This window comes from Sphingomonas pruni NBRC 15498, from assembly GCF_001598455.1.
In the GTDB taxonomy this organism is placed as follows: domain Bacteria; phylum Pseudomonadota; class Alphaproteobacteria; order Sphingomonadales; family Sphingomonadaceae; genus Sphingomonas; species Sphingomonas pruni.
Genome location: NZ_BCYZ01000067.1, coordinates 1 through 23,491 on the forward strand (window position 1 = coordinate 1; position 23,491 = coordinate 23,491).

The window sequence follows — 23,491 nt, forward strand, 5'->3', positions numbered from 1 at the left end:
TCGCCGGGAGCTCGGCCGCGGTCACCGCCCTCACCGCTCGCGCCGCGGCTCCGGCAACCTCCGACCTCCAGGCGATCGATCACGGCGCCATGCTCTCCGGGTTGTGGCATGATGGTGGCCATGGACCAGCGGTGATGGCGGCCTTCTAGGCCACTCCGCACCCCATCAGCCGAAAAGACAACCGCCGCCCAGAGCAATCCGGGCGGCGGTTTTTTTGCCCGTCGTTAATGTTGCACGGCCGCATCACAACTCAGCTATTCTCGCTGCCACCGCCATTCCGGCCGCAACTCCGCCTTTTGGGGCCATGACGGCCATGTTACGACTTTGTGCAAGATCCGGGACACACGGATTCGATCGTGGCGGGGAATGCCGACCTTCGACTCCAAGGGGATTTCATGACCTCAAAGCCCAACCGAGCGCTCACGCGCCTCTTGCTAGCCGGCACCGCGCCCGCCCTGTTCCTGATCGCCGTCACGCCCGCCGCCGCGAAGAGCGACGAGCCCAAGCCCGCCGCCACCCCTGACGCCGCGCCGCAGGACGACGCCGCCACGTCCGAGGACAAGGGCCTGGGCGATATCGTCGTCACTGCGACGCGTGTATCGGAATCGTCGAAGAACGTGCCCGTCGCGGTCACAGCGATCACCGGCGAGAAGCTCGCCGTGATCAACTCGGGCGGGCTCGACATCCGCTTCCTGTCGTCGCGCACGCCCAGCCTTCAGGCGGAATCGTCGTTCGGCCGCACCTTCCCACGCTTCTATATCCGCGGCCTCGGCAATACCGATTTCGATCCCAACGCCGCGCAGCCGGTGTCGGTGGTCTATGACGACGTCGCGCTCGAAAACGCGATGCTCAAGTCGTTCCCGGTATTCGATCTCAAGTCGGTAGAAGTGCTGCGCGGGCCACAGGGCACCCTGTTCGGCCGCAACACGCCCGCCGGCGTGATCAAGCTCGATTCCGCCAAGCCGACCGACGACAAGGTCGGCGGCTATGCCAGCGCGAGTTGGGGCACGTTCAACACGGTCAACGCCGAAGCCGCGCTCAACTTGCCGCTGGGCGGCGGTTTCGCCTTCCGCGCCTCTGGCCTGCTCCAGCGGCGCGATAATTGGGTGACCAACACCTCGACCACCGGCTTTGCTGACAAGAAATTGGAGGGGTATCGCGACCTCGCCGGCCGGTTCCAGCTCGGCTATTCGAGCGGCAATTTCAACGCGCTGCTCAACTTCCACGTCCGCGATCTCGACGGCACGCCGCGCGTGTTCCGCGCCGGCCTGTTCAAGCAGGGCAGCAACGATTTCTCGCCCGGCTTCGATCCGAGCAAGGTCGCGCTCGACGGCTATACGAGCCAGAGCATGACGCAATGGGGCACCAATCTGCGGCTCGACTACCATTTCGACGGCGCGGGCACGCTCTATTCGGTTACCGCCTATGAGAAGGCGAAGGTAGAGAGCACCGGCGATATCGACGGCGGCAACAACTACGTCTTTCCCGCGCTCGGGCTGAACAACGCTCTGTTCCCCGACAATACCGGCGGCATTACCCGGCCGGCGGAATTCAGCCAGGAGCTTCGGTTCGTCAGCGACGAGTTCAACGGATTCCGCGTCCAGGGTGGTCTCTATTATTTCCACCAGACGCTCAAATATCACGAATATGACTATACGTTCCCGCCGACCGGCAGCCGCGCGGCGAACCTCGATCAGGACCTGTTTCACGACAACAAGAACGAGAATTGGGGCGCGTTCGCCTCGGTCGAATACAAACCGGTCGACAAGCTGACGTTGCGCGCGGGCGGGCGCTATTCGCACGACCACAAGGAAGACCTGATCACCGGCTATTCGCCCAATCTTTTCGGCGCCGTACTGCCAAGCCGCGCCAAGGTGAGCGGCGGCGATTTCACCTGGGACGTCAGCGCCACCTATGCCGTGTCGCCGCAGGTCAATCTCTATGCCCGCGCCGCGACCGGCTATCTCGGCCCGGCGATCCAGGACCGCGTGACGTTCGGCAGCCGGCAGACCACTGCCGGCAAGCAGACCACCTTATCGGGCGAAGCAGGCATCAAGGGTGAGACCGCCGATCGCACCGTCCGCTTCTCGGTCGACGGCTATTGGTGGCGCACCAACGACCTGCAGATCACCGCGGTCGGCGGCTTGTCCAACTCGGCGCGCCTGCTCAACGCCAAGCGCGCGATCGGCTATGGCGTCGAGGCCGAACTCGATATGCGTCCGATCCCGCAGCTGACGCTGACCGCGAGCGGCAGCTACAATTTCACCGAGATCCAGGACCCGAGCATCACCGTCGGCGTGTGCGGGTCGTTGTGCACCGTGACCGATCCGCTGGCGAGCCCGGGCCAGGCGATCATTGACGGCAATCGCTTGCCCCAGGCGCCGCGCTGGGTGGCGAACTGGACCGCGCGCTACTCGATCCCGCTCGGCGACGGCCGCGAAATCTATGCCTATACCGACTGGGCCTATCGCAGCAGCATCAACTACTTCCTCTATGAAGCGAAGGAGTTCCGCGGGCGGCCGATGCTCGAAGGCGGCCTGAAGATCGCTTATTCGATGCCGCGTTACGAAGTGAGCGCGTTCGCCCGGAACATCACCAACCAGTTCCGCGCGATCAGCGCGATCGACTTCAACAATCTCACCGGCATGATCAGCGAGCCGCGGATCATCGGCGGCGCGTTCCGGGTCAAGTTCTGAACTAAAGAGTGACGACAGACCCGGCGGCCCGGAGCGATCCGGGCGGCCGGGTCTCTTTTTTTATCCGGCGATCTTATTTGTCGCCCTTCTTGTCGTCCTTGTCGTCCTTCTTACCAGCCCATAGAGTGAGGCCCTTGGCCTTCTTGGCGAAGGTTGCCTGATCCGACGGCGACAAGTTGGCGCGGCCCGCCATGATGCCCGCACCGATATTGCAGCGGACGAAATAGGTTTCGCCGGTTTCGACTTCGAGGTTCAGCTTGTCGGTCGCCTCGCCCTTGGTGAAATAGAGATGTTTACCTGGCGTCGCGTTGACGACGTAATATTTCCCTGAGCCAAGCCGCGCGATTTCCTTGTCGTCCTCATGCACGGTGCAGCCCAGGGCGGCGCCCATGATCGATCCGGGACGGAAGAAAACGACCTGACCCATGCCCGCGGCCGGCTGGCCCAGCGTGCCCGACTTGGTGGTGATTGCCGGACCGTCGTCAGCAATCGCGACACCCGTCCCGATCGTGATAGCGCCCGCTGCCAGCGCGATCGCTATAATCTTCTTGTTCATTGGCTCCCCTTTCCTGCCATTGGAGTGATGGTTACGGGCGGCGTCCCGCCGCATTGCGCGGTAACCGATTCCGGAATCGCGACATCGGCCGTAATCTTGGCATCTGCATGTGCCCCGTTAGGCACGTTCACTTCGCCACCGCTCATGAAAGCGAGAAACGGCCCCGCGACAGCCATGGCGACCGCCGCATTGGTGCTGTTATCCTTGCCGCGCACCGCAAATTTGAAATGGCCCAGCGGAATCCGCGTATCGCCGCATTGCAGGTAACGCGCCGCCAGGATCATCTCTCCGGCCTTGCCCATTCCCCGCGCTTTCGCGGCGTGGATCACTTCGCCCTGCCCCAGGGTTCCCGAGGGCAAAATGATTCTGCCATTGCCGTCCAGCACGGGCGAGAGGAGCCGGATCGGAAAGGTTTCGCCGATTCGGCTAGTCTTCGAATTAAGCGGCGCGGCTACCTCGATCTCGACCGGCGTCATCGCCGCCACCCCACGTACTGGCGGCGCGGCCGTCGCAGGCAGCGGGACTGATGGAGGATTGGCCGGCGTGGCGGCCGGCTCGCTTTGCGGCGTAGTCTGCGCCATGCCCTGACCCGCCGCCGTGGCGAACACCACGGCACACAGCACGACTCCAATTTTCATGCGCCCCCCCCTGTACGCGCCATCTTGTCGCCGCGGCGCGGGCTACGCAAGCGACGGCCGGCACAAAATTCGCGCGCGACGAATTTTTCGATCGCCGCGGGAATAACCGTCCAACTGCCGCCGTCTTGGCCATCGACCCCGTTCGAAAGGCACCAAGGCATGACCGATGATCCACGATTCCCCGACCGCCGAGAGGCGTTGAAGTGCATGGCGTGGGCGGGCACCGGCGCGCTCTACGCGCTGAACGCCGGCATCGCTCGCAGCGCCATCCTGGACGGCGCGGGCCCCGGCGCTGCGTCGGCGGTCGACTTCACATTCCTTCAGCTCAGCGACAGCCATATCGGCTTCGACAAGGCGGCCAATCCCGATGCGCGCGCCACCTATCGCGAGGCGATCGCCAAGGTGAAGGCGCTTACGGTCAAGCCCGACTTCATCATCCACACCGGCGACATCACCCAATTGTCGCGCGACGACGAATTCGACTACGCCGACCAGATCCTGAGCGAGACGGGCATTCCCGCTTTCTTCGTGCCCGGCGAGCACGACATGGTCGACGAAGGCGGCGGCAAGGCGTTCCTGAGCCGCTATGGCAAGGGCAGCAAGGGCGCCGGCTGGTTCAGCTTCGACCATCAGGGCGTGCATTTCGTCGCGCTGGTCAACGTCGCCGACCTCAAGCCCGGCGGCATGGGCAATCTCGGCGCCGCGCAACTCGCCTGGCTCAAGGCCGACCTGGCTGGGCGCAGTGCGTCCACGCCGATCGTGGTGTTCGCGCATATCCCGCTCTGGACGGTCTACGAGCAATGGGGTTGGGGCACCGGCGACGCGCAGGCGGCACTGGCGCTGCTCAAGCGCTTCGGATCGGTGACGATCCTCAACGGTCATATCCACCAGATCGTGCAGAAGGTCGAAGGCCGGATGACCTTCCACACCGCCCGCTCGACCGCCTTTCCCCAGCCGGCGCCGGGCACCGCCCCCTCGCCCGGCCCGCAAGTCGTGCCGCCAGGCCAGCTCCGCTCGATGCTCGGCATCACCGACGTGACCTTCCGCCGCGGCGATCAGCGGATCGCGCTGATCGATTCTACCCTCGCTTAGAACCTTTGGAGATTTGAGATGCACTCCCGTTTGATGATTGCCGTCCTCATTCCTGTCGCGGCGGTCACGACCTCGCTTGCCTCGGGCCGCGCCAATCCCCCTGTCGCGGCATCGGCCCGGGGCAAGACCTTGTCCGCCCGCCCCACAGGCCCGGCAGTTGCTGCCGGGCCGGTCGCGGTCCATATTTCCAACTTCACCTTCGGCCCGAAGATGGCGACAGTGAAGGTAGGCCAGACCATCACCTGGACCAATGATGACGATATCCCGCATACCGTGGTGGCGACCGACAAGAGCTTCCGTTCGAAGGTGCTCGACACCGGCCAGTCGTTCAGCTTCACCTTCACCAAGCCGGGTCAAGTCGCCTATTTCTGCTCGCTCCATCCGATGATGACGGGCAAAGTGACCGTCACGGCGCGCTGAGACGGGGAGCGTAAAGGTGATCGGCGGCTTTCGCCCAAGACTGGTCGGCGGTCGGGACATGAAGCCCGGTCCCGAGCTGCGCTTTCGCGAGTTGATGCTGCCGCACCTCGACGCGGCCTATAACCTGGCGCGCTACCTGACCAACGACGCCGGCGTCGCCGAGGACGTGGTGCAGGAAGCGTTCCTGCGCGCGTTCCGGTCGTTCGAGACCTATCGCGGCGGACCGCCTCGCGCCTGGCTGTTCGCGATCCTGCGCAATTGCTGGCGCGACAGGGTCGGCGAACAGATCAGGCGCGAGCGCGTCGTCGTATCCGATGCTAGCTTGTCCGAAGCGCAGTCCGAAGCCATCGCCGCGGTTCCGGCGGAGAGCGACACGCCGGAGGAATCGCTGGCCCGTGCGCGCGAGGTCGATACGGTGCGCGGAGTGATCGCCGCTTTGCCAGAACCTTTCCGCGAAACGCTGATCCTGCGCGAGATGGAAGACATGTCGTATCGCGAGATAGCGTCGGTGACCGGCGTGCCGATCGGCACGGTGATGTCGCGGCTGGCGCGCGCCCGCGAGATGCTGGCGAAGCTGTTGCTTCCGGCCCGCGCCGCCGGACAACAGGAGCGCCAGGCATGACCTGTCCCGACCCGATGCTGCTCCACGCCTTGCTCGACGACGAGCTCGACGCCGCCAATGTCGCGGCGGTCGAGGCGCATTTGCGCACCTGCCCCGATTGCGCGGCCGAGTTCGAGCAATTGAAAGACCTCCACCAGATTATGGCCGACCCGGCATTGCGACAGCCTGCGCCTGCGAGCCTGCGCGACCGTATCGACGCCGCGCTGCCCGCCGCCCCGCATACCGCCAATCCATGGCCCGCGCGGCTCGGCTGGGGCGCCGGCGGGGCGATCGCAGCGGGGCTGGCGCTGACGCTCGGCATTCCGCAGCAATCGGCGACGAGCGGGCTCGAGCAGCAGATGGTCGCAAGCCATGTCCGCTCGCTGCTCGCCGATCATCTGGTCGACATCCCGACCTCCGACCGCCACGTCGTCAAGCCGTGGTTCAACGGCAAGATCGACTTCTCGCCGCCAACCCCCGACCTCAAAGCCGCAGGTTTCCCGCTGGTCGGCGGGCGGCTCGATTATATCGGCGGCCGCGTCGTTCCGGCGATCGTCTATCGCCGCAACCTCCACACGATCAACGTCTTCGCCTGGCCGGCGGGCAAGGCACCGGCGGGCGAGACGATGGCGACGGACGGCTACACGCTCGTCCATTGGCGCCAAGGCGATCTCGATTTCTGGGCGGTGTCGGACGTCGCCGCGGGCGATCTCGATCAGTTCCGTTCGGCGTTCGTTGCCGCCACGCGCTGAATTTTTGGCGAAACGGTAAAAAACCTGGTCGAGACGGGTTTTCATTTGCAACTGAGGTCTTATGTCCTCCCCGCGGACGCCGATCGGCAGTCCGTTTCTCTAGGGGAGAATCCAGTGGCTACCGAACTTTACGCCCTTACCGCGCCTGTCTTCGTGCGCGCGCTGACCAATCTCGACAAGATCATCGACAAGGCCCGCACCTTCGCCGCCGAAAAGGGAATCGACGAGCAGGAATTGCTCGACGCGCGGCTGATCGAGGACATGGGCAATTTCATCTCGCAGATCCAGCGCGCGAGCGATTCGGCCAAGGGCTGCATGGTTCGGCTGGGCGGCGTCGAGAATGTCGTGATGGAGGACAATGAAGCGAGCTTCGACGAGGTCAAGGCGCGCATCGCCAAGACGATCGACTTCGTGAAGTCGGTGTCCGCCGAGGCGATCAACGGCAAGGAAGATGCCGAGGTCGTGCTCAAATTCCCCAATGGCGAGTTCAAGTTTCCCGGGCGCGATTTCCTGATCGGGTTCGTCCACCCCAATTTCTATTTCCACGTCACGACCGCCTATGCCCTGCTTCGCATGAAGGGCGTACCGATCGGCAAGATGGACTTTCTGGGCGGCTGACCGCCGCGGAAGGCGGCCGGTGCCCGCTTGGCGCCGGCCGTCAGTGTCCGAACAACAGCCGGTCGCGCAGATATTGGCTATCGGCGCGATAATAGCGTTCGAACCAGGCCGGCTTTCCGCTCAGCGCGGTCGGCTTGGCGAGCGTAAGGGGCGTCGCTGCGTCGGCTTTGGCGCCTTTCGGCTTGACCTTCGCATCCTTCATCTTCGAGCGGAAATGCAGATGGTCAAATAGGCGCACCGCCTCGATCGCATAGGCGGTGGCGACGATCGGGTCCTGGATCATGACCAGATGGTCGCCATTGCCGCCCTCGCCGCTCGGCGAGAGGTTGGACGATCCGGTGAAGACCTTGGCCGTCGGCAGGCCGAAATCGGTGACGACGAACTTGTTGTGCAGGTTGATGCCTTTGCCGCCCTGCCATTCGGCCCCGAATGGCGGCGGCGCGTTCTTGGCGAGATAGCCGAAGTCGACCACGCCGATCGTCCCGTCGGGCTTGTAGACATCGAGCCTGCTCGGCTTGGCCTCGGCTCCGGGCTTGGGGTCGGCGCTCGCCTTGTCGACCACGCCGTAGCTGAACACCGGCCGTGTCGCGAGACGGTCGATCGCCGTCCGCACCGACCCGCTCTTGGTCTGGTTGAGAAAGGCGATCGAGAAGAACACCGACGACGTCGCCTGATCGATCGCCGCGCCGACCGGCGACAGCCCTATCTCCTTATCGGCATGCGGCGACAGCGCGATCTGGACGACTGGCCTGCCCGGCGTCGTGAAGGCGTACCATTTGCGCGCCATCTCGGATGCCGAGAAGGTTTCCGGCTGACGGAAGGCGGCATCGAAATAATCACCGAACAGCCCGGCGATGGCGGGATCGCTGAACAGCAACGCATTGTTGGCTTGGATGTAGAAGCCGCGATAGCTGAAGTTGGTCGATCCGAGCAGCACGCGTTGGGCCACCCCGTTGCGCCGTACGATGATCACCTTGTTGTGCTGCAACCCATTGAAATGCATCCGGACGACTTGGCCACCGGTGCTCGCCGATAGCCGCGCGGATGCCTTCCCTTCAGCCCCTGCGGGCTGATTGTGATCCTTGGGACTGTCGTCGATCACCGCGCGCAACCGCGATCCCAACTTCTCGAGGCGGTCGACCAGCCAGCCGAGATTAAGGTCATAGGCAAAGAAATCCACGGTCAGCGTCGCGTCCGCGACCGCTTCATCGACCAAGGATTGCACGATCGCCGCCGCTTCGAAGCCGAGCCAGGTATAGGGATTGTCGTCGCTCGGACTTGCCGGGTCGAACGGCGGCGCGAAATCGAGGCCGGCGGCATTGGTCGCCGGCAGGATGTCGTCGCGATTCCCGAACTTGTCGCGATAGGCCTGCGACGAGGCGAACGCGCGGGTGAATCCGATATCGAGAAAACCGGGATGCGTGATGGGGTTGAGGTTGATGTTCGCGACCAGTTGCGTTCCCGCAACCAGCGACCCGTCCGCCGGCATGTGCATCTTGGTCACGCGATAGGAATAGAGCCCGTCGATCGGATCATAGGGGAAATGCACCCAGCGGAACTTCTGAAACGGCGCCTCGGTCGAGAGGAATTGGACGTCGCCATTGACCTTGCTTCCTTCGGGATAGGAAAAGGCCAGGCGATTGCGCAGCGGCGTGAATTCGGCCGCACCCGGATGGAGGACTTCGATCGCGAAGCCGACGAAATCGGGTTCCGGCGCTTCGACGTCCATGCCGATCAGGCACATGCGTTCGCCGCGCCACAATTTCAGGTGAAATCCGTCCTTGCTGGTGCTGTCCATCGCGTCGCCCCCTGCCAAGTGAGATGCGTTTTATCGCATCGTGTGATGACAGACCCGCGAATTCATGTCCGCATCGGATCGATCTCGACCATCGTCGTCGCCAGCCGCTCCGCCTGCGCTCGGTCATGGGTCACCATCAGGATCGGCAAGCGCAGCCGATCGCGAATATCGAGGATCGCGCGTTCCACTTCTTGCGCGCGACCGCGATCGAGCGAGGCGGTCGGTTCGTCGAGCAGCAGGAAGGCGGGATCGCTCAGCAAGGCGCGGCCGATCGCGACCCGCTTCGCCTCCCCGCCTGACAGCGTCCGCGGCCAGCGGTCGAGCAAATGCGCGATGTCGAGCAATTGCGCGACCTCCTCGATCGCTGCATTCCGCCCCGCGCCGTAGCGCAGGTTTGCCGCGACTTTCAGGTGCGGGAACAGCCGCGCCTCCTGAAAGACGTAGCCCGCGCGCCGCCGTTCGGGCGGAACGTCGATCCCATCTCCGAACAGTTCGACCCCACCGACCCGGATATGACCGCGATCGGGCCGCAGCAGCCCCGCCACCATGTGGAGCACGCTGGTCTTGCCCGCGCCCGACGGACCGAACAGCACGGTCAGCCCGTCGCCGGCCTCCAGCCGCAGCGCGATCTCGGCATCGCCGAGCCGCTTCGAGACGTGGAGATCAAACCCCATGGACCATCGCCGCGCGCATCCGCCGCGCGAGCAATTCCGAAGCGACCAGGGCGGCCAGCGCCACCGCGACCGAGAGCGCCGACAGCCGCAGCGCGATCGCGTCGCCGTCGGGGCGTTGCAGCGCCGCGTAGATCGCCAGCGGCAAGGTCTGGGTCTGGCCCGGCACGTTGGAGACGAATGTGATCGTCGCGCCGAATTCGCCCAGCGAGCGGGCGAAGCCGAGCACGGTGCCGGCCAGCAGGCCGGGCAGGCTCAACGGCAAGGTGATCGTCCAGAAAACGCGCCACGGCCCCGCCCCCAAAGTCCGCGCGGCGCCCTCGAGCCGGCGGTCGACCGCCTCGATCGACAGCCGGATCGCGCGCACCATCAGCGGCAGCGCCATGATTCCTGCAGCGATGGCGGCACCGGTCCAGCGGAACAACACGCCATTGCTCAAGAACCCGAATGGCCCGCCAGGCGCGAAGGCAACCAGCAGGAACCAGCCGGTGACGACCGGCGGCACGACCAGCGGCAGATAGACGATCGCCTCGATCAGGATCTTGCCCGGAAAGCGGCCGCGCGCGAGCAGCCAGGCGATGGCGAAAGCGACCGGCAGAGCCGCAAGCGTCGCGACGACGCCGACGCGTAGCGACAGGGCGACAATTTCCCATTCCTCAGCGGTCAAACCGTGCATTCCATTTCATCGTCACCCCGGACTTGTTCCGGGGTCCAACCCTCCACAACGGAATCTAGCCGTTGTTGCACGTTGGATGCCAGGACAAGCCCGGCATGACGGCGTGGGGCGATCACTTTGCAGGCGCCCCAAAGCCAAACCGCGCGAAGATCGCGCGGCCGCGCGGTGAGAGCAGGAAACGGCGGAATCGCTCGGCCTCCGGGTTGGTCGATCGCGCCAGCCGGGCGACCGGATACAGGATCGGCGGATGGCTGGTCGGCGGAAACACGCCCGCAACGCGCACTTTCGACGACGCCTTGGCGTCGGTCAGATAGACGATCCCGAACGGCGCCGCACCGCGCTCGACCAGCGCCAGGGCAGCACGCACATTTTCCGCGCGCACCACTTTCGGGGCGACCGCGGCCCAGGCGCCAAGCTTCTCCAGCGCCGTCTTGCCGTATTTGCCTGCAGGCACGCTGTCCGGATCTGCCATCGCCAGCGGGCCGGCACCCAGCACCCGCGCGAGACGGGCGCCGCTCGTCGGAATCGAAGAATGCCGTCCTGCAGGCTCGACCACGACCAGCCGGTTGCCGACAAGATCGGCGCGCGTCCCCGTTGCGAGCAACCCTTTAGCCGCCAGCGCGTACATCCAGTCTTCATCGGCCGAGAAGAACAGGTCGCCCGGTGCGCCCGCCTCGGCCTGCCGCGCCAAGGTGGAGGATGCGGCGAACGAGATCACCGGCCGTGCATGGCCCGCCTTTGCCCAGGCATCCGCCGCCGCACTTAGCGATTCCTGCAGGCTCGCCGCGGCCAATACGATCGGCGCCTGGCCAGACGGCGCCGCACCGATCGCCAACGCGGCCAATCCGGCGAGGACGAAACGGCGCGTGAATGGATGGATCATGTCGTCGCGCATACACCGCGCGGCGGACGCCTCAAAGCACGCGATAGGTCGCGATGTCGGCGCGAATTCCATGTTCGGCGAAAAAGGCATTGCGATCGAACCGCCGCTTGGCCTGATGGCGTGCGATGGCGGCGGCGACGACGGGAATCACCTCGTCGCTCTCCCATTCGGCGACGGTGACGAAATTATACTCGCCGGGCCCACCGACCTGTTCGAGCAGGTCGTGGCGGACGAAACCGGGTTGCGTGCGCATCACGGCGTCGGTTTCGTCGACCGCGTCGATGAACGCCTGGCGCGCCGCATCCGGCACGATGAACTTGTCGACGCGGTAGAAGGGGGCGGTAGGCACGGACGATGTCTCCTGATGGTCGTGAACCCGGCGCCGAAGCGATTGTCGACGCCACGAGACACGCCTATGCAACCTCAAGCTTGGTTCAGGTCAAGGAGTTTTCGCATGCTGGACATTCCCGCGATGCTGTCGGTCGGAGAGGTCGCGCGGCGCAGCGGCGTGGCGGTCTCGACGCTCCATTTCTACGAAGCCAAAGGGCTGATCCGCGCCGAGCGATCGGGCGGCAATCAGCGCCGGTTTCGCCGCGGCGTGCTGCGCCGGGTGGCGGTGATCAAGATCGCGCAACGCACCGGTATCCCGCTCGGCGCAATCAAGGCGGCGCTCGACAAGCTCCCAGTCGATCGCCCGGTCTCGGGCGAGGATTGGCGGCGCATGTCGGCGGCATGGCGGGACGATCTCGACCATCGCATCGCGCAGCTGACTGCGCTCCGCGACCAACTCGGCAGCTGCATCGGCTGCGGCTGCCTGTCGATGGAGGACTGTCCGTTGCGCAACCCGGCCGACCGGCTCGGCAAGGATGCGAGCGGCGCACGACTGATCGCAGGCTGAAGGGCGTCAGGCACTGGACGCTCTGTTCTCATTACGCCTCCCCGGCGAAGGCCGGGGCCCAGTATCAAAGAATGTGAGATGGCATCCCGCCGGTGCGAGGACGTGGCAGCTGGGCCCCGGCCTTCGCCGGGGAGGCCTGTTCGCTGCGGCTGGATCCGGCTTTAATTCGCCGCCTGCACACGTCCGGTGCGCTGCAATTTGCCCCAGCCGACGAGCGGGCCGCGCAGCGCCTGGGTGATCGCTTTCAACACGACATAATACATCACCTGGCGGTAACCGATCCGCTGTGGGATCAGCAGCCATAGCAGCGACCATTTCTCACGCCGTTCGAGCGCGAAGGCGACGATGGCCGAGAGCAGGTCGATCGCGGTGAAGATCAGCCAATAAGCCAGCATCTTCTCGACACTATGCTGGGTCTGAGCCCAGCCATGCTGTTCGACGGCGAGCCAGGTCAGGGCGAAGCTGACGATCAGCGCGAGGTCGATGATCGGGCTGATCGCGGCGAGTACGATCTGGAACAGGATCGCCTGGGGCAGGCCGATCCAGGCCAGTCCGCGCGGCTTGCCACGGCCAATGATCGTGCCGTGCTTCCACAGACATTGCAGCGTGCCATAGGCCCAGCGGAACCGCTGTTTGGCGAGGCCTTTGAAGCTCTCTGGGCTTTCGGTCCAGGCGACGGCGAATTGGTCGTAATGGACTTTCCATCCGGCGCGCTGGATCGCGATCGTCAGATCCTGATCCTCGGCCAGCGTGTCGTCGGGATAGCCGCCGACCGAGCGGACCGCCTCGAGCCGCCACGCCCCGACCGCGCCCGGCACCACCGTCATCGCATTGAGGCTGGCGAGCGCGCGGCGCTCGAGATTCTGCGCCGTGATATATTCGAGCGCCTGCCATTTGGTGATCAGATTGACCCGGTTGCCGACCTTGGCATTGCCCGCCACCGCGCCCAATTGCGGGTCGCCGAACCAGCGCGCCAGTCGCGCGATCGTGGTCGGTTCGAACTGGGTGTCGGCGTCGAGCGCGATGACGATCTCTCCGGTCGCCAGCTCAAGCCCCCGGTTGAGCGCCCGCGCCTTGCCGCCGTTTTCTAGCGTCAGCAGGCGAACTCTGGGATCCTCGGCGAAAGCGTCGCGCACGATTGCGCTGGTGCGGTCCTTGGAACCGTCGTCGATCACGATGACTTCGATCCTGACATCGGTCGAGGCGAGCACGGTCCGGATCGACCGTTCGATCACCGCTTCCTCATTATAGGCTGGGATCATCACCGTCACGAAGCGGTCGGGATCGATCGCCGGGAATATCGTGCGCCCCTCGCGCCGCGCCTGGATCAAGGCGAGCGCGGAAAGGATTACGGCACGCAGGATCCCGATCGAGATCGCGAACAGGAATATCCAGCCGAGTGCGGTGACCACCGCACCGATCGTGCCGAACAGGAAGAGATCGGCCTGGGCCGCAGCCCGGTCGCCTGGCGATATCGGCGGCATCGCCTGGTCGCGCGACAGGCCGGTAAGCTCGGACACCGGCACCAGGGTGAAGCCCATGGCGCGCAGTTTCTCGATGATCGTCGGCAGCGCCTCGATCGTCTGCTGGCGGTCGCCGCCCGCATCGTGGAGCAGGACGATATTGTGGCTGCACTGCGAATCGTCGCCCGACGCGCAGCCGGTGCCGCGCTTGGCGACCCCATTCACGACATTGTCGATGATCGCCTGGACACCCGGCCGCTGCCAATCCTCGGCATCGACATGCAGGCCGACCGAAATATAGCCGCGCTGCTGCGCGGCGTAGACCGGACCAAGCTCGTCCGCGGTGGTCGGCTCGGCGTCGCCGAAATACGGCGCGCGGAACAGGCGCAACGAGCGCCCGGTGAACGCCTGGAACAAGCGTTGATTGGCATTGAGCTCGATATCGGTATCGGTCGCCGAGGCGCCGGCGAGATTGGGGTGCGTGTAGGTGTGGCTGCCGACCTCATGTCCCTCGCGCACGATCCGTTCGAGCAGCCGGCGTTCGGTCAGGCCGTTCTCTCCGACCATGAAGAAGGTTGCCGGCGCATTATAGCGCTTGAGGATGTCGAGGATCTGCGGCGTCCATTGCGGATCGGGGCCATCGTCGAAAGTCAGCGCGATCTTGTTCGGACTATAGCCGGTCCGCTGGATCATATATTGGCTGGGCAGCTGCAGGAAATTGACCGCGGTGATGTTGCCGTCGCGCCCGGTCGTCACCTTGCGCTGTCCGGCGGCGGGGGTCGATGCGACCTTCAGAATTTCGCCGCGGCCTTCGATGTCGACATCGGTACCGTTCGGGATCGCTTCCATCACGTTGGCCGGCGGCAGGGTCGGATGCGATCGGCCGAAGATCGACCAGATGCCGGGATCTTCGGACCCCAGCCGCCACAAGGCGATGCCGCCCAGGCCGGCGCGCCGCAAAAAGCCGATCTGGTTGTAGGCCGATGCCGCATCGAGGAACCAGACGACGTGCTTCTTGCCGTCCTCCTCATACGAGAAGCCCGAATTGCCGCTGGCGGGATCGAAGCTCGGCATGGCGTCCGAATCGCGCGCGATCTGCCACGCCTCTTCGACGGTGACCGGATCGGCACCGCCGGGATACCAGTCATAGCCGTAGCTGCCGATCGTCACGACCAGCTTCGACGCCGAGACGCCGTGTGCCGCGTCGGCGACGGCGCGCGCGAACCAGGCCTGCGACGCGACCGGGCCGGGATCGCCCGAATTCTCGTGCTCGTCATACGACATCAGGAAGATGCGATCGACGATCTTGGCATAGGCCGGCAGATTCCAGGACCTGTCCCCGACGGGCACCGCGATCGTTATCAGCCAGCCATGCCGGTCGAACCGGGTGTTTGCCTCGTTGAGGAACGCCAGATAGTCGCGTTGCGCGGACGGTGGCAGCTGCTCGAAATCGAACATGGCGCCCGCCGCGCGGTTGGCGAGCAGCCAGGGCTCCAGCTTGTCGAGGAACACCTTGCGCAGCTTGGGGTCGTGGAGCATCGCCGCCATGCCGGGCCCATCGAACTCGCCCTGGATCGCGTTCTGGATCATCGGCAACACCAGCGGACGGCGGACGGCGCCATTGATCACCGCGCGCCCCGCGGTATCGCTGAACACGGTGATGGTATGCTTCGGTCCGGTGACCGAGACCCAGCCGGGGATCACCCAGTCGAGTTCGTTGATGTGCCGGCGCAGCGATTCGGCGCTCTGCCCGTCCCAGGGCACGTGAAAGGCGATCGCCAGCGGTACGTTTCCGGCAGTCTTCGCTTCCTTCGCGCGCGTCTCGCCGGTCAGCTTGCGCGTATACCAATCCACGGTGCGGGTGGTGCGCTTGAGCAAGGTGTCGTGCGGGGGTGCCAGCCGGTGGAGCGGTCGCTCGGTGTTGATCGGCAGCAACGGTTGCGACGGCACGATCCCGATCGAGGCGCCGAACACTGCCGCAGACAGCACCAGCAGCATGATGAACGCCACCACGCCGAGCGCGAAGCGCCGCCGCCGCCGGCCCGAGGGATCATAGAAGATTGGGGCGCCGGCTGCGGTCATCGGATGCGTGTCGTGGCACTGCCCGCGCCTGCCTTCAAGTGGGTGCTTGCACTACCGGGTCGAAGTCAGCATTAAAACTTGGCGGCTGTTCTGGCCGTCTGGTTCGGGGGCGTATCAGCGTGATTGTCGGGATTGATCTGGGCACCACCAACAGTGCCGTCGCGGTCTGGCGCGACGGCGAGGCGCAATTGATTCCCAATGCCTTGGGCGATTTCCTGACGCCTTCGGCGATCAGCATCGGTGAAGACGACCAAGTGATCGTGGGCTTGCCGGCACGTGACCGGCGCGAAACGCACCCGGGGCGCACCGCAACCGCGTTCAAGCGGCTGATGGGCACCCAACAGCGGACCAAGCTCGGGCGTCACCTGTTCGATGCAGAACAGCTCTCGGCGCTGATTCTTGGCAGCCTCAAGGCTGACGCTGAAACGTTCCTCGGCGAGCCGGTGACCGAAGCGGTGATCACTGTCCCTGCCTATTTTAACGATCGGCAGCGCAAGGCGACCCGGCGCGCGGGTGAACTCGCCGGATTCAATGTCCGTCGCCTACTCAATGAGCCGACCGCGGCGGCGCTTGCTTATGGTCTTCAAGATCGCGGCGAGAAGGAACCGTTCTTGGTGTTCGATCTGGGCGGCGGCACATTCGACGTGTCGATCGTCGAGATTTTCGACGGCATTATCGAGGTACGCGCCTCCGCCGGCGACAACCGATTGGGTGGCGAGGATTTCAATGAAATCGTCGTCGACCTGGCGCGGAAGGAGCTTCCCGCAGATCTGCTCGAACTAAACTCGCCCAATATAATCGAGTTGCAGCGCGCCGCTGCCGAACGGACTCGCCGCGCGCTGAGCGAAAACGACAGCGCCGATTTCGTGATCACCATCGGGGACCGTCAGGAGAAAGTGCAGATCACCGCCGCGGCGTTCGAGGCGGCAGCCGAGCCTCTCGTCGCACGCTTGCGCGATCCGGTTCTGCGGTCGCTGCGCGACAGTGGCGTTATGGCGGAAACGCTAAGCGAGATCGTGCTTGTCGGCGGGGCCACGCGCATGCCGATCGTACGTCGCGCGGTAACCAGAATGTTCGGTCGTTTTCCCGACGCGACGATCAACGCCGACCATGCCATCGCGCTTGGTGCGGCGGTCCAGGCCGGACTGCTCAGCCGTGACGAAGCACTCGACGAGGTCAGGCTGACCGACGTCTGCCCCTTCACGTTGGGTGTGAATAACGCCGTGCGCGACGCCCGCGGCGGGATGCAGACCGGCATCTTCTCACCGATCATCGAGCGCAACACGCCGATCCCCGCCAGCCGGGTCAATTATTATCATACGATCAGCGACAATCAGCAGGCTATCGTCTTCGACATTTACCAAGGCGAAGCACGAGAGGTTAAGCACAATATCAAGCTGGGAACGATGCGCATCCCGGTGCCGCCCAAGCCCGCTGGCCACGTCACGGTCGAATGTCGTTTCAGCTATGACACTAGCGGGTTGCTGGAAGTCGACGTCACCGTTCCCGACACCGGCCTCACCTACAATCTGGTCATTTTCGACGAGGACGCGAAAATCGCCAATCAGCAGATGGAACAACGCCGCGCCGTACTTGCCCAGCTTAAGGTCCACCCTCGCGACGACGCGACCAATCAAGCAGTCCTCGCCCGAGCGGCGCGCTGTTATGAATCGTTCATTGCCGACCGGCGCGAGTTGGTCGGCACATGGATCCTCGAGTTCGAGGCGGCACTGGCCGCGCAGGACCCGCGCACGATCGAGCATGCCCGGAAACAGATCACGACTGCGCTTGATCATTTGGAAGGCGAGCGTTTCCTGTGAGCACGGCGGTCTGGGACGCTCTAGGGATTGCCGAAACCAACGATATCGGCACCGTCCGTTCCGCTTATGCGCGCGCGCTCAAGCAGATCGACATGGACGCCGACCCGCGCGCCTACATTGCCTTGCGAGAGGCACGCGATCACGCGATCTTTCTAATTCGCCGCAGCGCTATCGAAGCTGCACAGGGCAGGCGCGACAAGTCGGAAACGCCCCATCAAGCCTCACCGGGGCTCGAGCCGACAGAAGACCCGATAACGGTGCCCGCCGCTTCTTATGAAGACCATGTCGCCCAACTCACCCGTTTGCTTTTTCCGGACGGCGACGATGTCGATCCCGGGACTCGGCACGACGAGCTGCTCAAAGCGCATTTCAACGCGCTGCTGACGGATCCGCGAATGGACGAGATCGCGTTTCGTGTTCAGGCCGAGGCGCAACTCGCTCATCTGATCGCGGGCAGCCTGCCACGGTCGCGTTCGCTGATCGAGCTGGCAATCCCTGCCTTCAATTGGCTCGGCCCCGCACGCGTCGATACGTTACCGGCAGTCGCGGCGATTCTCGACCACGCACAGTCGCTCGGCGATCGGCAAGCTACCGACATTGACGATAGTCAGTCACCCATATTCAGTTCGGGAGCGACTGGGCATACCACGGGCGTTCACACGTCCGACACCATTGACCACAACGCAGAATTCTATTCCGCCCACTATAACGACCTTGTCGCGTTGTTCTTCCCGCAGGATGAGAATGCCCAGCCGCTAACGCCCGAACAAAAGGTCGCGGCGCGGGGACATTTCGCGACCCTGGTATCCGATCCGCGAATGGATTTGGTCGGCTTCCGGATCGGAGCTGAGTCGCAATTCGCGCAGCTAATTGCCTATTCGACCCCACGATCGGACTGCATCGTGTTGATGGCGATCGATTTCTTCGACTGGACCACGACCGAAGAGCGAATCGACCAGCCCGAGCTGATCGCGCATATCCTCGATCGAGCGCGTGGCATTCGTTTCGTCGACGCCGTCCAGGCGCCCGACCATCCGTTCCACGCTGCCTGGACCGAACTTACCACACCCTTGGGCGACAAGCTGCGCCCAGCCGTCTCGGTTCAGCCTGCGACAATGTATCGTCTGCTAGCGTCAATCCGCGCTGAACAGCCCCTGATAGAACGTGATCTCGATCCGGCCCGGGTTGCTATGTGGGATAAGAAGCTCGCCAAATACGGCTCTTCGATGGGCCCTCCGCGACAATCCGGCGGTCGAGTCCCCCTATGGGCGATTGCTATCGGCGTGTTTATCCTGTTGTCCCTGCTGGGCCGCCTCGGCGAATCGATGGGCAATACGAGCGGCTTCACGAGCCCGCCGGCGACGTTGGTCGGCTCCCGCAGCGGCCTCTCGGCCACGATGGCCGACAGCGCTGTCGATATCGACCCGGTGCTGGCTGAGATCGGAGGCAACGGGCTGACCCTTGGCGTTCTGCGCGACAAGAACACCGCGCTTTCGACGCTACTTGATAGCAAATGGACGCTGGCGCGTGATCAAGGGCAGAATCTATCGGACTTCCAACGGGAGACGGGAAAGCTCCTGCTCGACCGGATCGCCACAACCGTCCGCAACAGCGCGGATGACAATTTGATCATCCACTATCAACAGGAGCGGCTGAGCGACCTCAGGATGTTGGCGCTGAGCGCGCCCGCGGATTGCGTCTATCTTGGCCGCCCGGGCAGGATCGCAGTCGGCGATGTACCGGCCTTCTTCTCCCCAGAACGTAAGGAGCTTTACGCTCGAATCCTCGAGCGGGCCGATGTCAAATCCCAGCCGATAGAATCGACCGGTCCGCAATTGGATCGCGCGGAACTTTCGGCCATCGCCGCCAGAGCGGGCTCGTCACCGTCGCAGGTAACGATGCTGCTCGACGGAAAGATGGGCAGCAATGAGCAACAGTGCGCAGCTCGGATCGCCGAAATCGAAGCGCTCCTGGCGTTGCCTGTGACGCGAGGCGCGAAGTTACTCAAACTTATCTAACAGCCGCCTTAGGCCGCCGCACGGGCGACCGATCGCTCGTACACCGCGAACAGATCGTCGAAGTGCGCATCCATCAAGCGGACTCGCGGCGCCAGGGCCGCCGCACGCCGGCGCTCGGCCTGGAGGTCTTCGCCAAGATAGGCGGTCAATCGCTCGCCGAGATCGCGCGCGTCGCAGGCGGCGTAGCGGATGCCGCATCCCGGCCGGTGGTGGTCGGCCGCACCGCCCCGATCCGGCAGGATCAGCGGTAGGCCGCTCGCCGCGCCCTCGGCCGCGACCATGCAGAACGTCTCCGCTTCGCAACCATGGATCAACGCGTCGGCACTGGCCAGCATCCGCGCCAGCCGGTCTCGATCGGTGATCGCCGGGGCAACGATGATATGCGGCGACCCACGCGTGGCGCGGATCACGCGCGCGCGGTCGCGTCCGGCACCGAACAGGACCAGTCCGACCGCATGGTGCGATCCTGCCGCGAGCACCGCCTCGCAGATCATTGGCCAGCGCTTCTCCGGCGCCATGCGGCCGAGCCCGACCAGCAAGGTCGCCTCGGGCGGCAGGCCGCATTGTTCCAGCATCTCGCGGCGCAACTCTTCGTCGCGCAGATCCGGGGAGAAGACTCCGGGCTGTACCCCCATCGGGATGGTCTGGGCCTTGGTCACACCGCCGGCGCGCAATCGCTGCGTGAGGTCGTCGCTGGCACTGACCACGAAATCGAACTGGCGATCGAGCTTGCGCAAATGCCGCCAATACCATTCGAGCCGGCGGTCGATCGTCGAGATCGAGAACATCCCCTGCAGCCAGCGATAGGGATAGGCCGACAGAAAGTCGCAATGCATGATCAGCGCGCGCGGAACATCGCCACGCCACCGTCCCACCATCGACGCGCTGGTCCAGGGCGAGGCCACCTCGACCAGGTCGGGACGCCACTGATCGAGCGCGGCATGAAGCCGGTCCTGATCGTCGAAATAATGATAATTGCGATCGAGCGGAAACGGCGCGGCGGCAATCGTCGCGATGATCGCCCCCGGCGCGACTTCCTCGACCCGGTTCTCGTCGCCGGGCGCAAGAATGACGATTTCATGCCCGGCGGGCGGCCCTGCCTGCAGCTTGCGCTCGACATAGGTCTTCACGCCGCCGCCGGCGGGCGTGTAGAACGCGCAGACGTCGACGATGCGCATCAGCGTGCCTCGACGTTCAGGGCTTCGCGTACCAGATCGGTAACGGCGAGCGCCGCCCCGATCACGACCTGCCCGGCAAACAGCACGCCCGCGACCACCGCCACCGTACCGGCGATATTCGGAACGTCGTGGAGCATGCCGGCGGCGAGCCCGGCGAACACCAGATCCTTGTTGGGCAGGAACGGCAGTCGCGTGACGAATTGGCGCGCGGCCGACAGCAGCAGCCACCAGCCCAGCGACACACCGGGCATCACCATTGCCCACAGCAATCCGAACATCAACGTCACGGCGATCGATCGCGCCGTATGGATCGCCGCGATCCGCCAGAATTGCCCACGCGACACCGCGAACAGGCGATGGCGGAACAGCATGACGACCATCGAAGACGCGACCAGGAACACGCCCGACCACAGAACGTGCGCGTTCATCGCGCCGAATTCGAGCGGCCCGGGCACTGCGATCGCCGCCAACAGCAAGGCCAGCGTGACGATGTTGCCGGCCAGTGCCGACAGCACCGCGACGTCCCGCACTGCCCCGAACGGCGATCCCGGGATCGCCGCGTTACGGCGCGCCCACAGATAGAATTGCAACTCGCCCGAATAACCGAACAGCAATTCGTTCGAGGCCGATTTACGGAACAAGGCGACGAGCCCGCCGCCCAACGGCAACGGCCAGAGCCCGCGGAAGATGACATAGTCGGCGATCGGTTGGATCGCGAGCAGCAACGCCATGCCGATCCAGAAAGGGACCGATTTCGGCAGCAGCTGGCCGAGCGAGGCCAGGTCGGCCCGGCCCAGGAAGCGTGCAACGACGAAAATGATCGCGATCGAGAGGATGGGCCCCGTCCAGCGAAGCCAGGGGGCAGCAGCGCGATCCCCCGCGCTTCTTGCCCAATCGGCAACCGTGGCGGCCTCCATTCCGCGTACGGCCCGTGACATGTCGTTCATCCGATCGCTACCTTACCCGTCCCTTTCCCGTGTTGGTTTCTGGCCGCTCACGCCCCCGCGGCCGGCAGGAATTCTCGGTATCGGGCAAAACGCGCGCCGCGCGACAAAGCGGCAATCGTTCGCGCAATACTGTCGGTCAGTGCCGGTACATTGGTGTCTCCAGGATGAACGGCAACCCTCATCCACGGTTTTCGCGGCAAGGCGGCGCGGGCCAACGTTGCCACGGCCAGCGAAGAGGCGATGCGCCAGCGGCTGCGGCTGGCCCAGGTGATCACCGGACCTTTGGCGACGATCTCGCCGGTCGTTGGGCGCCACACCTTCATGTGATCCTCGGCCAGCGCAAAGCCTTCCTCGCCCAGCGCGCGCAGCGCGCCCTCGCCGTAGAGCCATGCCGGCGCGATGAATCCGGCCGCCGGTCGGCCGATTATGTCCTCGATCAGCTTGCGCCCGTCGGCCATCCGCGCGCGGGCGGTATCATGGTCGAGACCAAGGAACTCACCCTCGCCCGCGGTCATCCGCTTCGCCTTGAACTTGGCCAGCGCGCCATCATGCTCGCTGCGGTCGAGATGAAACCAGCCATGGACGAACATATCGACCCCGGCGTCCGACCACGCCCGCAGCCGCGAGGCAAAGGGGGTGCCGGCACGAATGGCGGAATCGCCCCAGTGATCGGGCACGACCAGCATCGCATAACGCGGCGCCGGCATGTCGCGCGATACGAGGTCGGCCAGCCGATCGACCTTCCCCTCGAACTTGGGGGAGACGTCGTGGATCGAAACCAGCAAAGAGGGTTCTGGGCGGGGCATAAGCGGATGAGTGAAAGCGTCGCGTCGGGTTGCGCGCCGCTAGGCCCGTTTCGGGCGGACCGCAAGTGCAGGAATGTCGCAGTGCGTCGCCGGTTTTTGCATGTGCGAAGTTATGCCGCGCTGCGCGTCCCGAACCAGAGCACGTGCCGCGGCCCCTTGCCGTTGCTGCGCGCGCGCGTCACGACTTCGTCCACCGCGAAGCCGCACGAGGCGAATTTACGGGCAAAGCGCGGGTCGGGCGCCGCCGACCAGATGGCCAGGATGCCGCCCGGGCGCAGCGCGCGCCATGCCGCTTCGAGACCGCGTTCCGAATAGAGCCGGCCGTTGCTTGCTCGGGTAAGGCCGTCGGGGCCGTTGTCGACATCGAGCAGGATGGCATCGTATTGCCCCTGGCCGCTATCGATCAGCGCCGCCACGTCGTCGCCGACGACGCTGACGCGCGGATCGTCGAGGCAGCCGGCGGCGAGTTCGGCCATCGGTCCGCGCGCCCAGGCGATGATCTCGGGCACCAGTTCGGCAACGGTCAGCTTGGCGTCGGCGCCGAGCGACCGCAATGCGGCGCGCAAGGTGAATCCCATGCCATAGCCGCCGATCAGCAGATGCGGCGCCTTGCGGGCACCGAGACGTTCGCAAGTCGCGGTCGCCAGCACTTCTTCCGACCCGCTCATCCGGCTGTTCATCAGCTCGTTGCGGTCGAGCACGATCATGAAGTCCGCGCCGCGGCGGAACAGGCGCAGCTCGTCGTTGGTGCCGGGAATGCGCGCGACGTCGATGAGTTCGCGGGGGATCATGGTACTTTGGCTCCGAATATCCTCGTCACCCCGGCCTTGTGCCGGGTCTGAGTTCACAAACGAAGTGCAACACCTCAAGCAGGTGGT

General features: G+C 64.8%; 21 protein-coding genes. 9 read left to right on the forward strand and 12 right to left on the reverse strand.

The window, feature by feature from the left end; all coding sequences use genetic code 11:
- Positions 1-395 precede the first annotated feature (395 nt).
- Positions 396-2,696 (forward strand): TonB-dependent receptor, encoded by a 2,301-nt coding sequence (locus tag SPR01S_RS16890; RefSeq protein ID WP_066591496.1) that lies wholly within the window; start codon positions 396-398, stop codon positions 2,694-2,696.
- A gap of 73 nt (positions 2,697-2,769) precedes the next feature.
- On the opposite strand, the gene SPR01S_RS16895 is transcribed toward SPR01S_RS16890, so the two are convergent.
- A complete protein-coding gene (locus SPR01S_RS16895) occupies positions 2,770-3,252 on the reverse strand; it encodes a DUF2846 domain-containing protein (RefSeq protein WP_066591499.1) in 483 nt (160 codons plus the stop codon).
- Positions 3,249-3,890, reverse strand: coding sequence for a hypothetical protein (locus SPR01S_RS16900; RefSeq protein ID WP_157082313.1), 642 nt, complete (start codon positions 3,888-3,890; stop codon positions 3,249-3,251). The genes SPR01S_RS16895 and SPR01S_RS16900 overlap by 4 nt, the downstream gene beginning before the upstream one ends.
- 159 nt (positions 3,891-4,049) lie before the next feature.
- Here SPR01S_RS16900 and SPR01S_RS16905 point away from each other — a divergent pair, with 159 nt between their 5' ends.
- From SPR01S_RS16905 to SPR01S_RS16925, 5 genes are all read left to right on the forward strand, one after another.
- On the forward strand, positions 4,050-4,982 hold the full coding sequence (locus SPR01S_RS16905) for a metallophosphoesterase family protein (protein WP_066591509.1): 933 nt from the start codon (positions 4,050-4,052) through the stop codon (positions 4,980-4,982).
- 18 nt (positions 4,983-5,000) lie between these two features.
- Positions 5,001-5,402, forward strand: a complete 402-nt coding sequence (locus SPR01S_RS16910; RefSeq protein ID WP_218016773.1) for a cupredoxin domain-containing protein — start codon at positions 5,001-5,003, stop codon at positions 5,400-5,402.
- 58 nt (positions 5,403-5,460) lie between these two features.
- Positions 5,461-6,024 (forward strand): sigma-70 family RNA polymerase sigma factor, encoded by a 564-nt coding sequence (locus SPR01S_RS16915; protein ID WP_066591512.1) that lies wholly within the window; start codon positions 5,461-5,463, stop codon positions 6,022-6,024.
- Positions 6,021-6,755 (forward strand): anti-sigma factor family protein, encoded by a 735-nt coding sequence (locus tag SPR01S_RS16920; RefSeq protein ID WP_066591514.1) that lies wholly within the window; start codon positions 6,021-6,023, stop codon positions 6,753-6,755. Before SPR01S_RS16915 ends, SPR01S_RS16920 begins: the two co-directional genes overlap by 4 nt.
- Before the next feature lie 114 nt (positions 6,756-6,869).
- On the forward strand, positions 6,870-7,373 hold the full coding sequence (locus SPR01S_RS16925; RefSeq protein ID WP_066591517.1) for a DUF1993 domain-containing protein: 504 nt from the start codon (positions 6,870-6,872) through the stop codon (positions 7,371-7,373).
- Positions 7,374-7,413: 40 nt separating this feature from the next.
- Here the strand turns inward: SPR01S_RS16925 and SPR01S_RS16930 are convergent, their stop codons facing one another.
- The 5 genes from SPR01S_RS16930 to SPR01S_RS16950 form a co-directional block, all read right to left on the reverse strand.
- The gene (locus tag SPR01S_RS16930) at positions 7,414-9,171 is read right to left on the reverse strand and encodes a phospholipase D-like domain-containing protein (RefSeq protein WP_066591519.1); all 1,758 of its coding nucleotides are present in this window, start codon (positions 9,169-9,171) and stop codon (positions 7,414-7,416) included.
- A gap of 62 nt (positions 9,172-9,233) precedes the next feature.
- Entirely contained in the window at positions 9,234-9,845 is a 612-nt protein-coding gene (locus SPR01S_RS16935; RefSeq protein WP_066591521.1) for an ATP-binding cassette domain-containing protein, read from the reverse strand.
- Positions 9,835-10,518 (reverse strand): molybdate ABC transporter permease subunit, encoded by a 684-nt coding sequence (gene modB / locus SPR01S_RS16940; protein ID WP_066591524.1) that lies wholly within the window; start codon positions 10,516-10,518, stop codon positions 9,835-9,837. Before modB ends, SPR01S_RS16935 begins: the two co-directional genes overlap by 11 nt.
- Positions 10,519-10,630: 112 nt before the next feature.
- Positions 10,631-11,401 carry a molybdate ABC transporter substrate-binding protein gene (gene modA, locus SPR01S_RS16945; protein ID WP_066591561.1) on the reverse strand — a complete coding sequence of 257 codons (771 nt, stop codon included), beginning with the start codon at positions 11,399-11,401 and terminating at the stop codon, positions 10,631-10,633.
- A 31-nt stretch (positions 11,402-11,432) separates the two neighbouring features.
- Positions 11,433-11,750, reverse strand: a complete 318-nt coding sequence (locus SPR01S_RS16950; protein WP_066591528.1) for an antibiotic biosynthesis monooxygenase family protein — start codon at positions 11,748-11,750, stop codon at positions 11,433-11,435.
- A gap of 105 nt (positions 11,751-11,855) precedes the next feature.
- On the opposite strand from SPR01S_RS16950, the gene soxR reads away from it, so the two are divergent.
- Positions 11,856-12,299, forward strand: coding sequence for a redox-sensitive transcriptional activator SoxR (soxR, locus tag SPR01S_RS16955; protein ID WP_066591531.1), 444 nt, complete (start codon positions 11,856-11,858; stop codon positions 12,297-12,299).
- 161 nt (positions 12,300-12,460) lie between these two features.
- Here the strand turns inward: soxR and SPR01S_RS16960 are convergent, their stop codons facing one another.
- Positions 12,461-15,844, reverse strand: coding sequence for a trifunctional glycoside hydrolase family 18/polysaccharide deacetylase/glycosyltransferase family 2 protein (locus SPR01S_RS16960; RefSeq protein ID WP_066591533.1), 3,384 nt, complete (start codon positions 15,842-15,844; stop codon positions 12,461-12,463).
- Between the two features lie 119 nt (positions 15,845-15,963).
- Between SPR01S_RS16960 and SPR01S_RS16965 the strand changes: the two genes are divergently transcribed.
- On the forward strand, positions 15,964-17,664 hold the full coding sequence (locus tag SPR01S_RS16965; protein ID WP_066591536.1) for an Hsp70 family protein: 1,701 nt from the start codon (positions 15,964-15,966) through the stop codon (positions 17,662-17,664).
- On the forward strand, positions 17,661-19,682 hold the full coding sequence (locus SPR01S_RS16970; protein ID WP_066591539.1) for a hypothetical protein: 2,022 nt from the start codon (positions 17,661-17,663) through the stop codon (positions 19,680-19,682). The genes SPR01S_RS16965 and SPR01S_RS16970 overlap by 4 nt, the downstream gene beginning before the upstream one ends.
- Positions 19,683-19,690: 8 nt before the next feature.
- On the opposite strand, the gene SPR01S_RS16975 is transcribed toward SPR01S_RS16970, so the two are convergent.
- The 4 genes from SPR01S_RS16975 to SPR01S_RS16990 form a co-directional block, all read right to left on the reverse strand.
- Complete coding sequence (locus tag SPR01S_RS16975) at positions 19,691-20,860, reverse strand: glycosyltransferase (RefSeq protein WP_066591542.1); 1,170 nt, start codon at positions 20,858-20,860, stop codon at positions 19,691-19,693.
- Positions 20,860-21,798 (reverse strand): hypothetical protein, encoded by a 939-nt coding sequence (locus SPR01S_RS16980; protein WP_157082314.1) that lies wholly within the window; start codon positions 21,796-21,798, stop codon positions 20,860-20,862. Before SPR01S_RS16980 ends, SPR01S_RS16975 begins: the two co-directional genes overlap by 1 nt.
- 56 nt (positions 21,799-21,854) lie before the next feature.
- The gene (locus SPR01S_RS16985) at positions 21,855-22,613 is read right to left on the reverse strand and encodes a DUF2334 domain-containing protein (protein WP_066591553.1); all 759 of its coding nucleotides are present in this window, start codon (positions 22,611-22,613) and stop codon (positions 21,855-21,857) included.
- 110 nt (positions 22,614-22,723) lie between these two features.
- Positions 22,724-23,404, reverse strand: a complete 681-nt coding sequence (locus SPR01S_RS16990; protein WP_066591556.1) for a spermidine synthase — start codon at positions 23,402-23,404, stop codon at positions 22,724-22,726.
- Between the last annotated feature and the right edge of the window lie 87 nt (positions 23,405-23,491).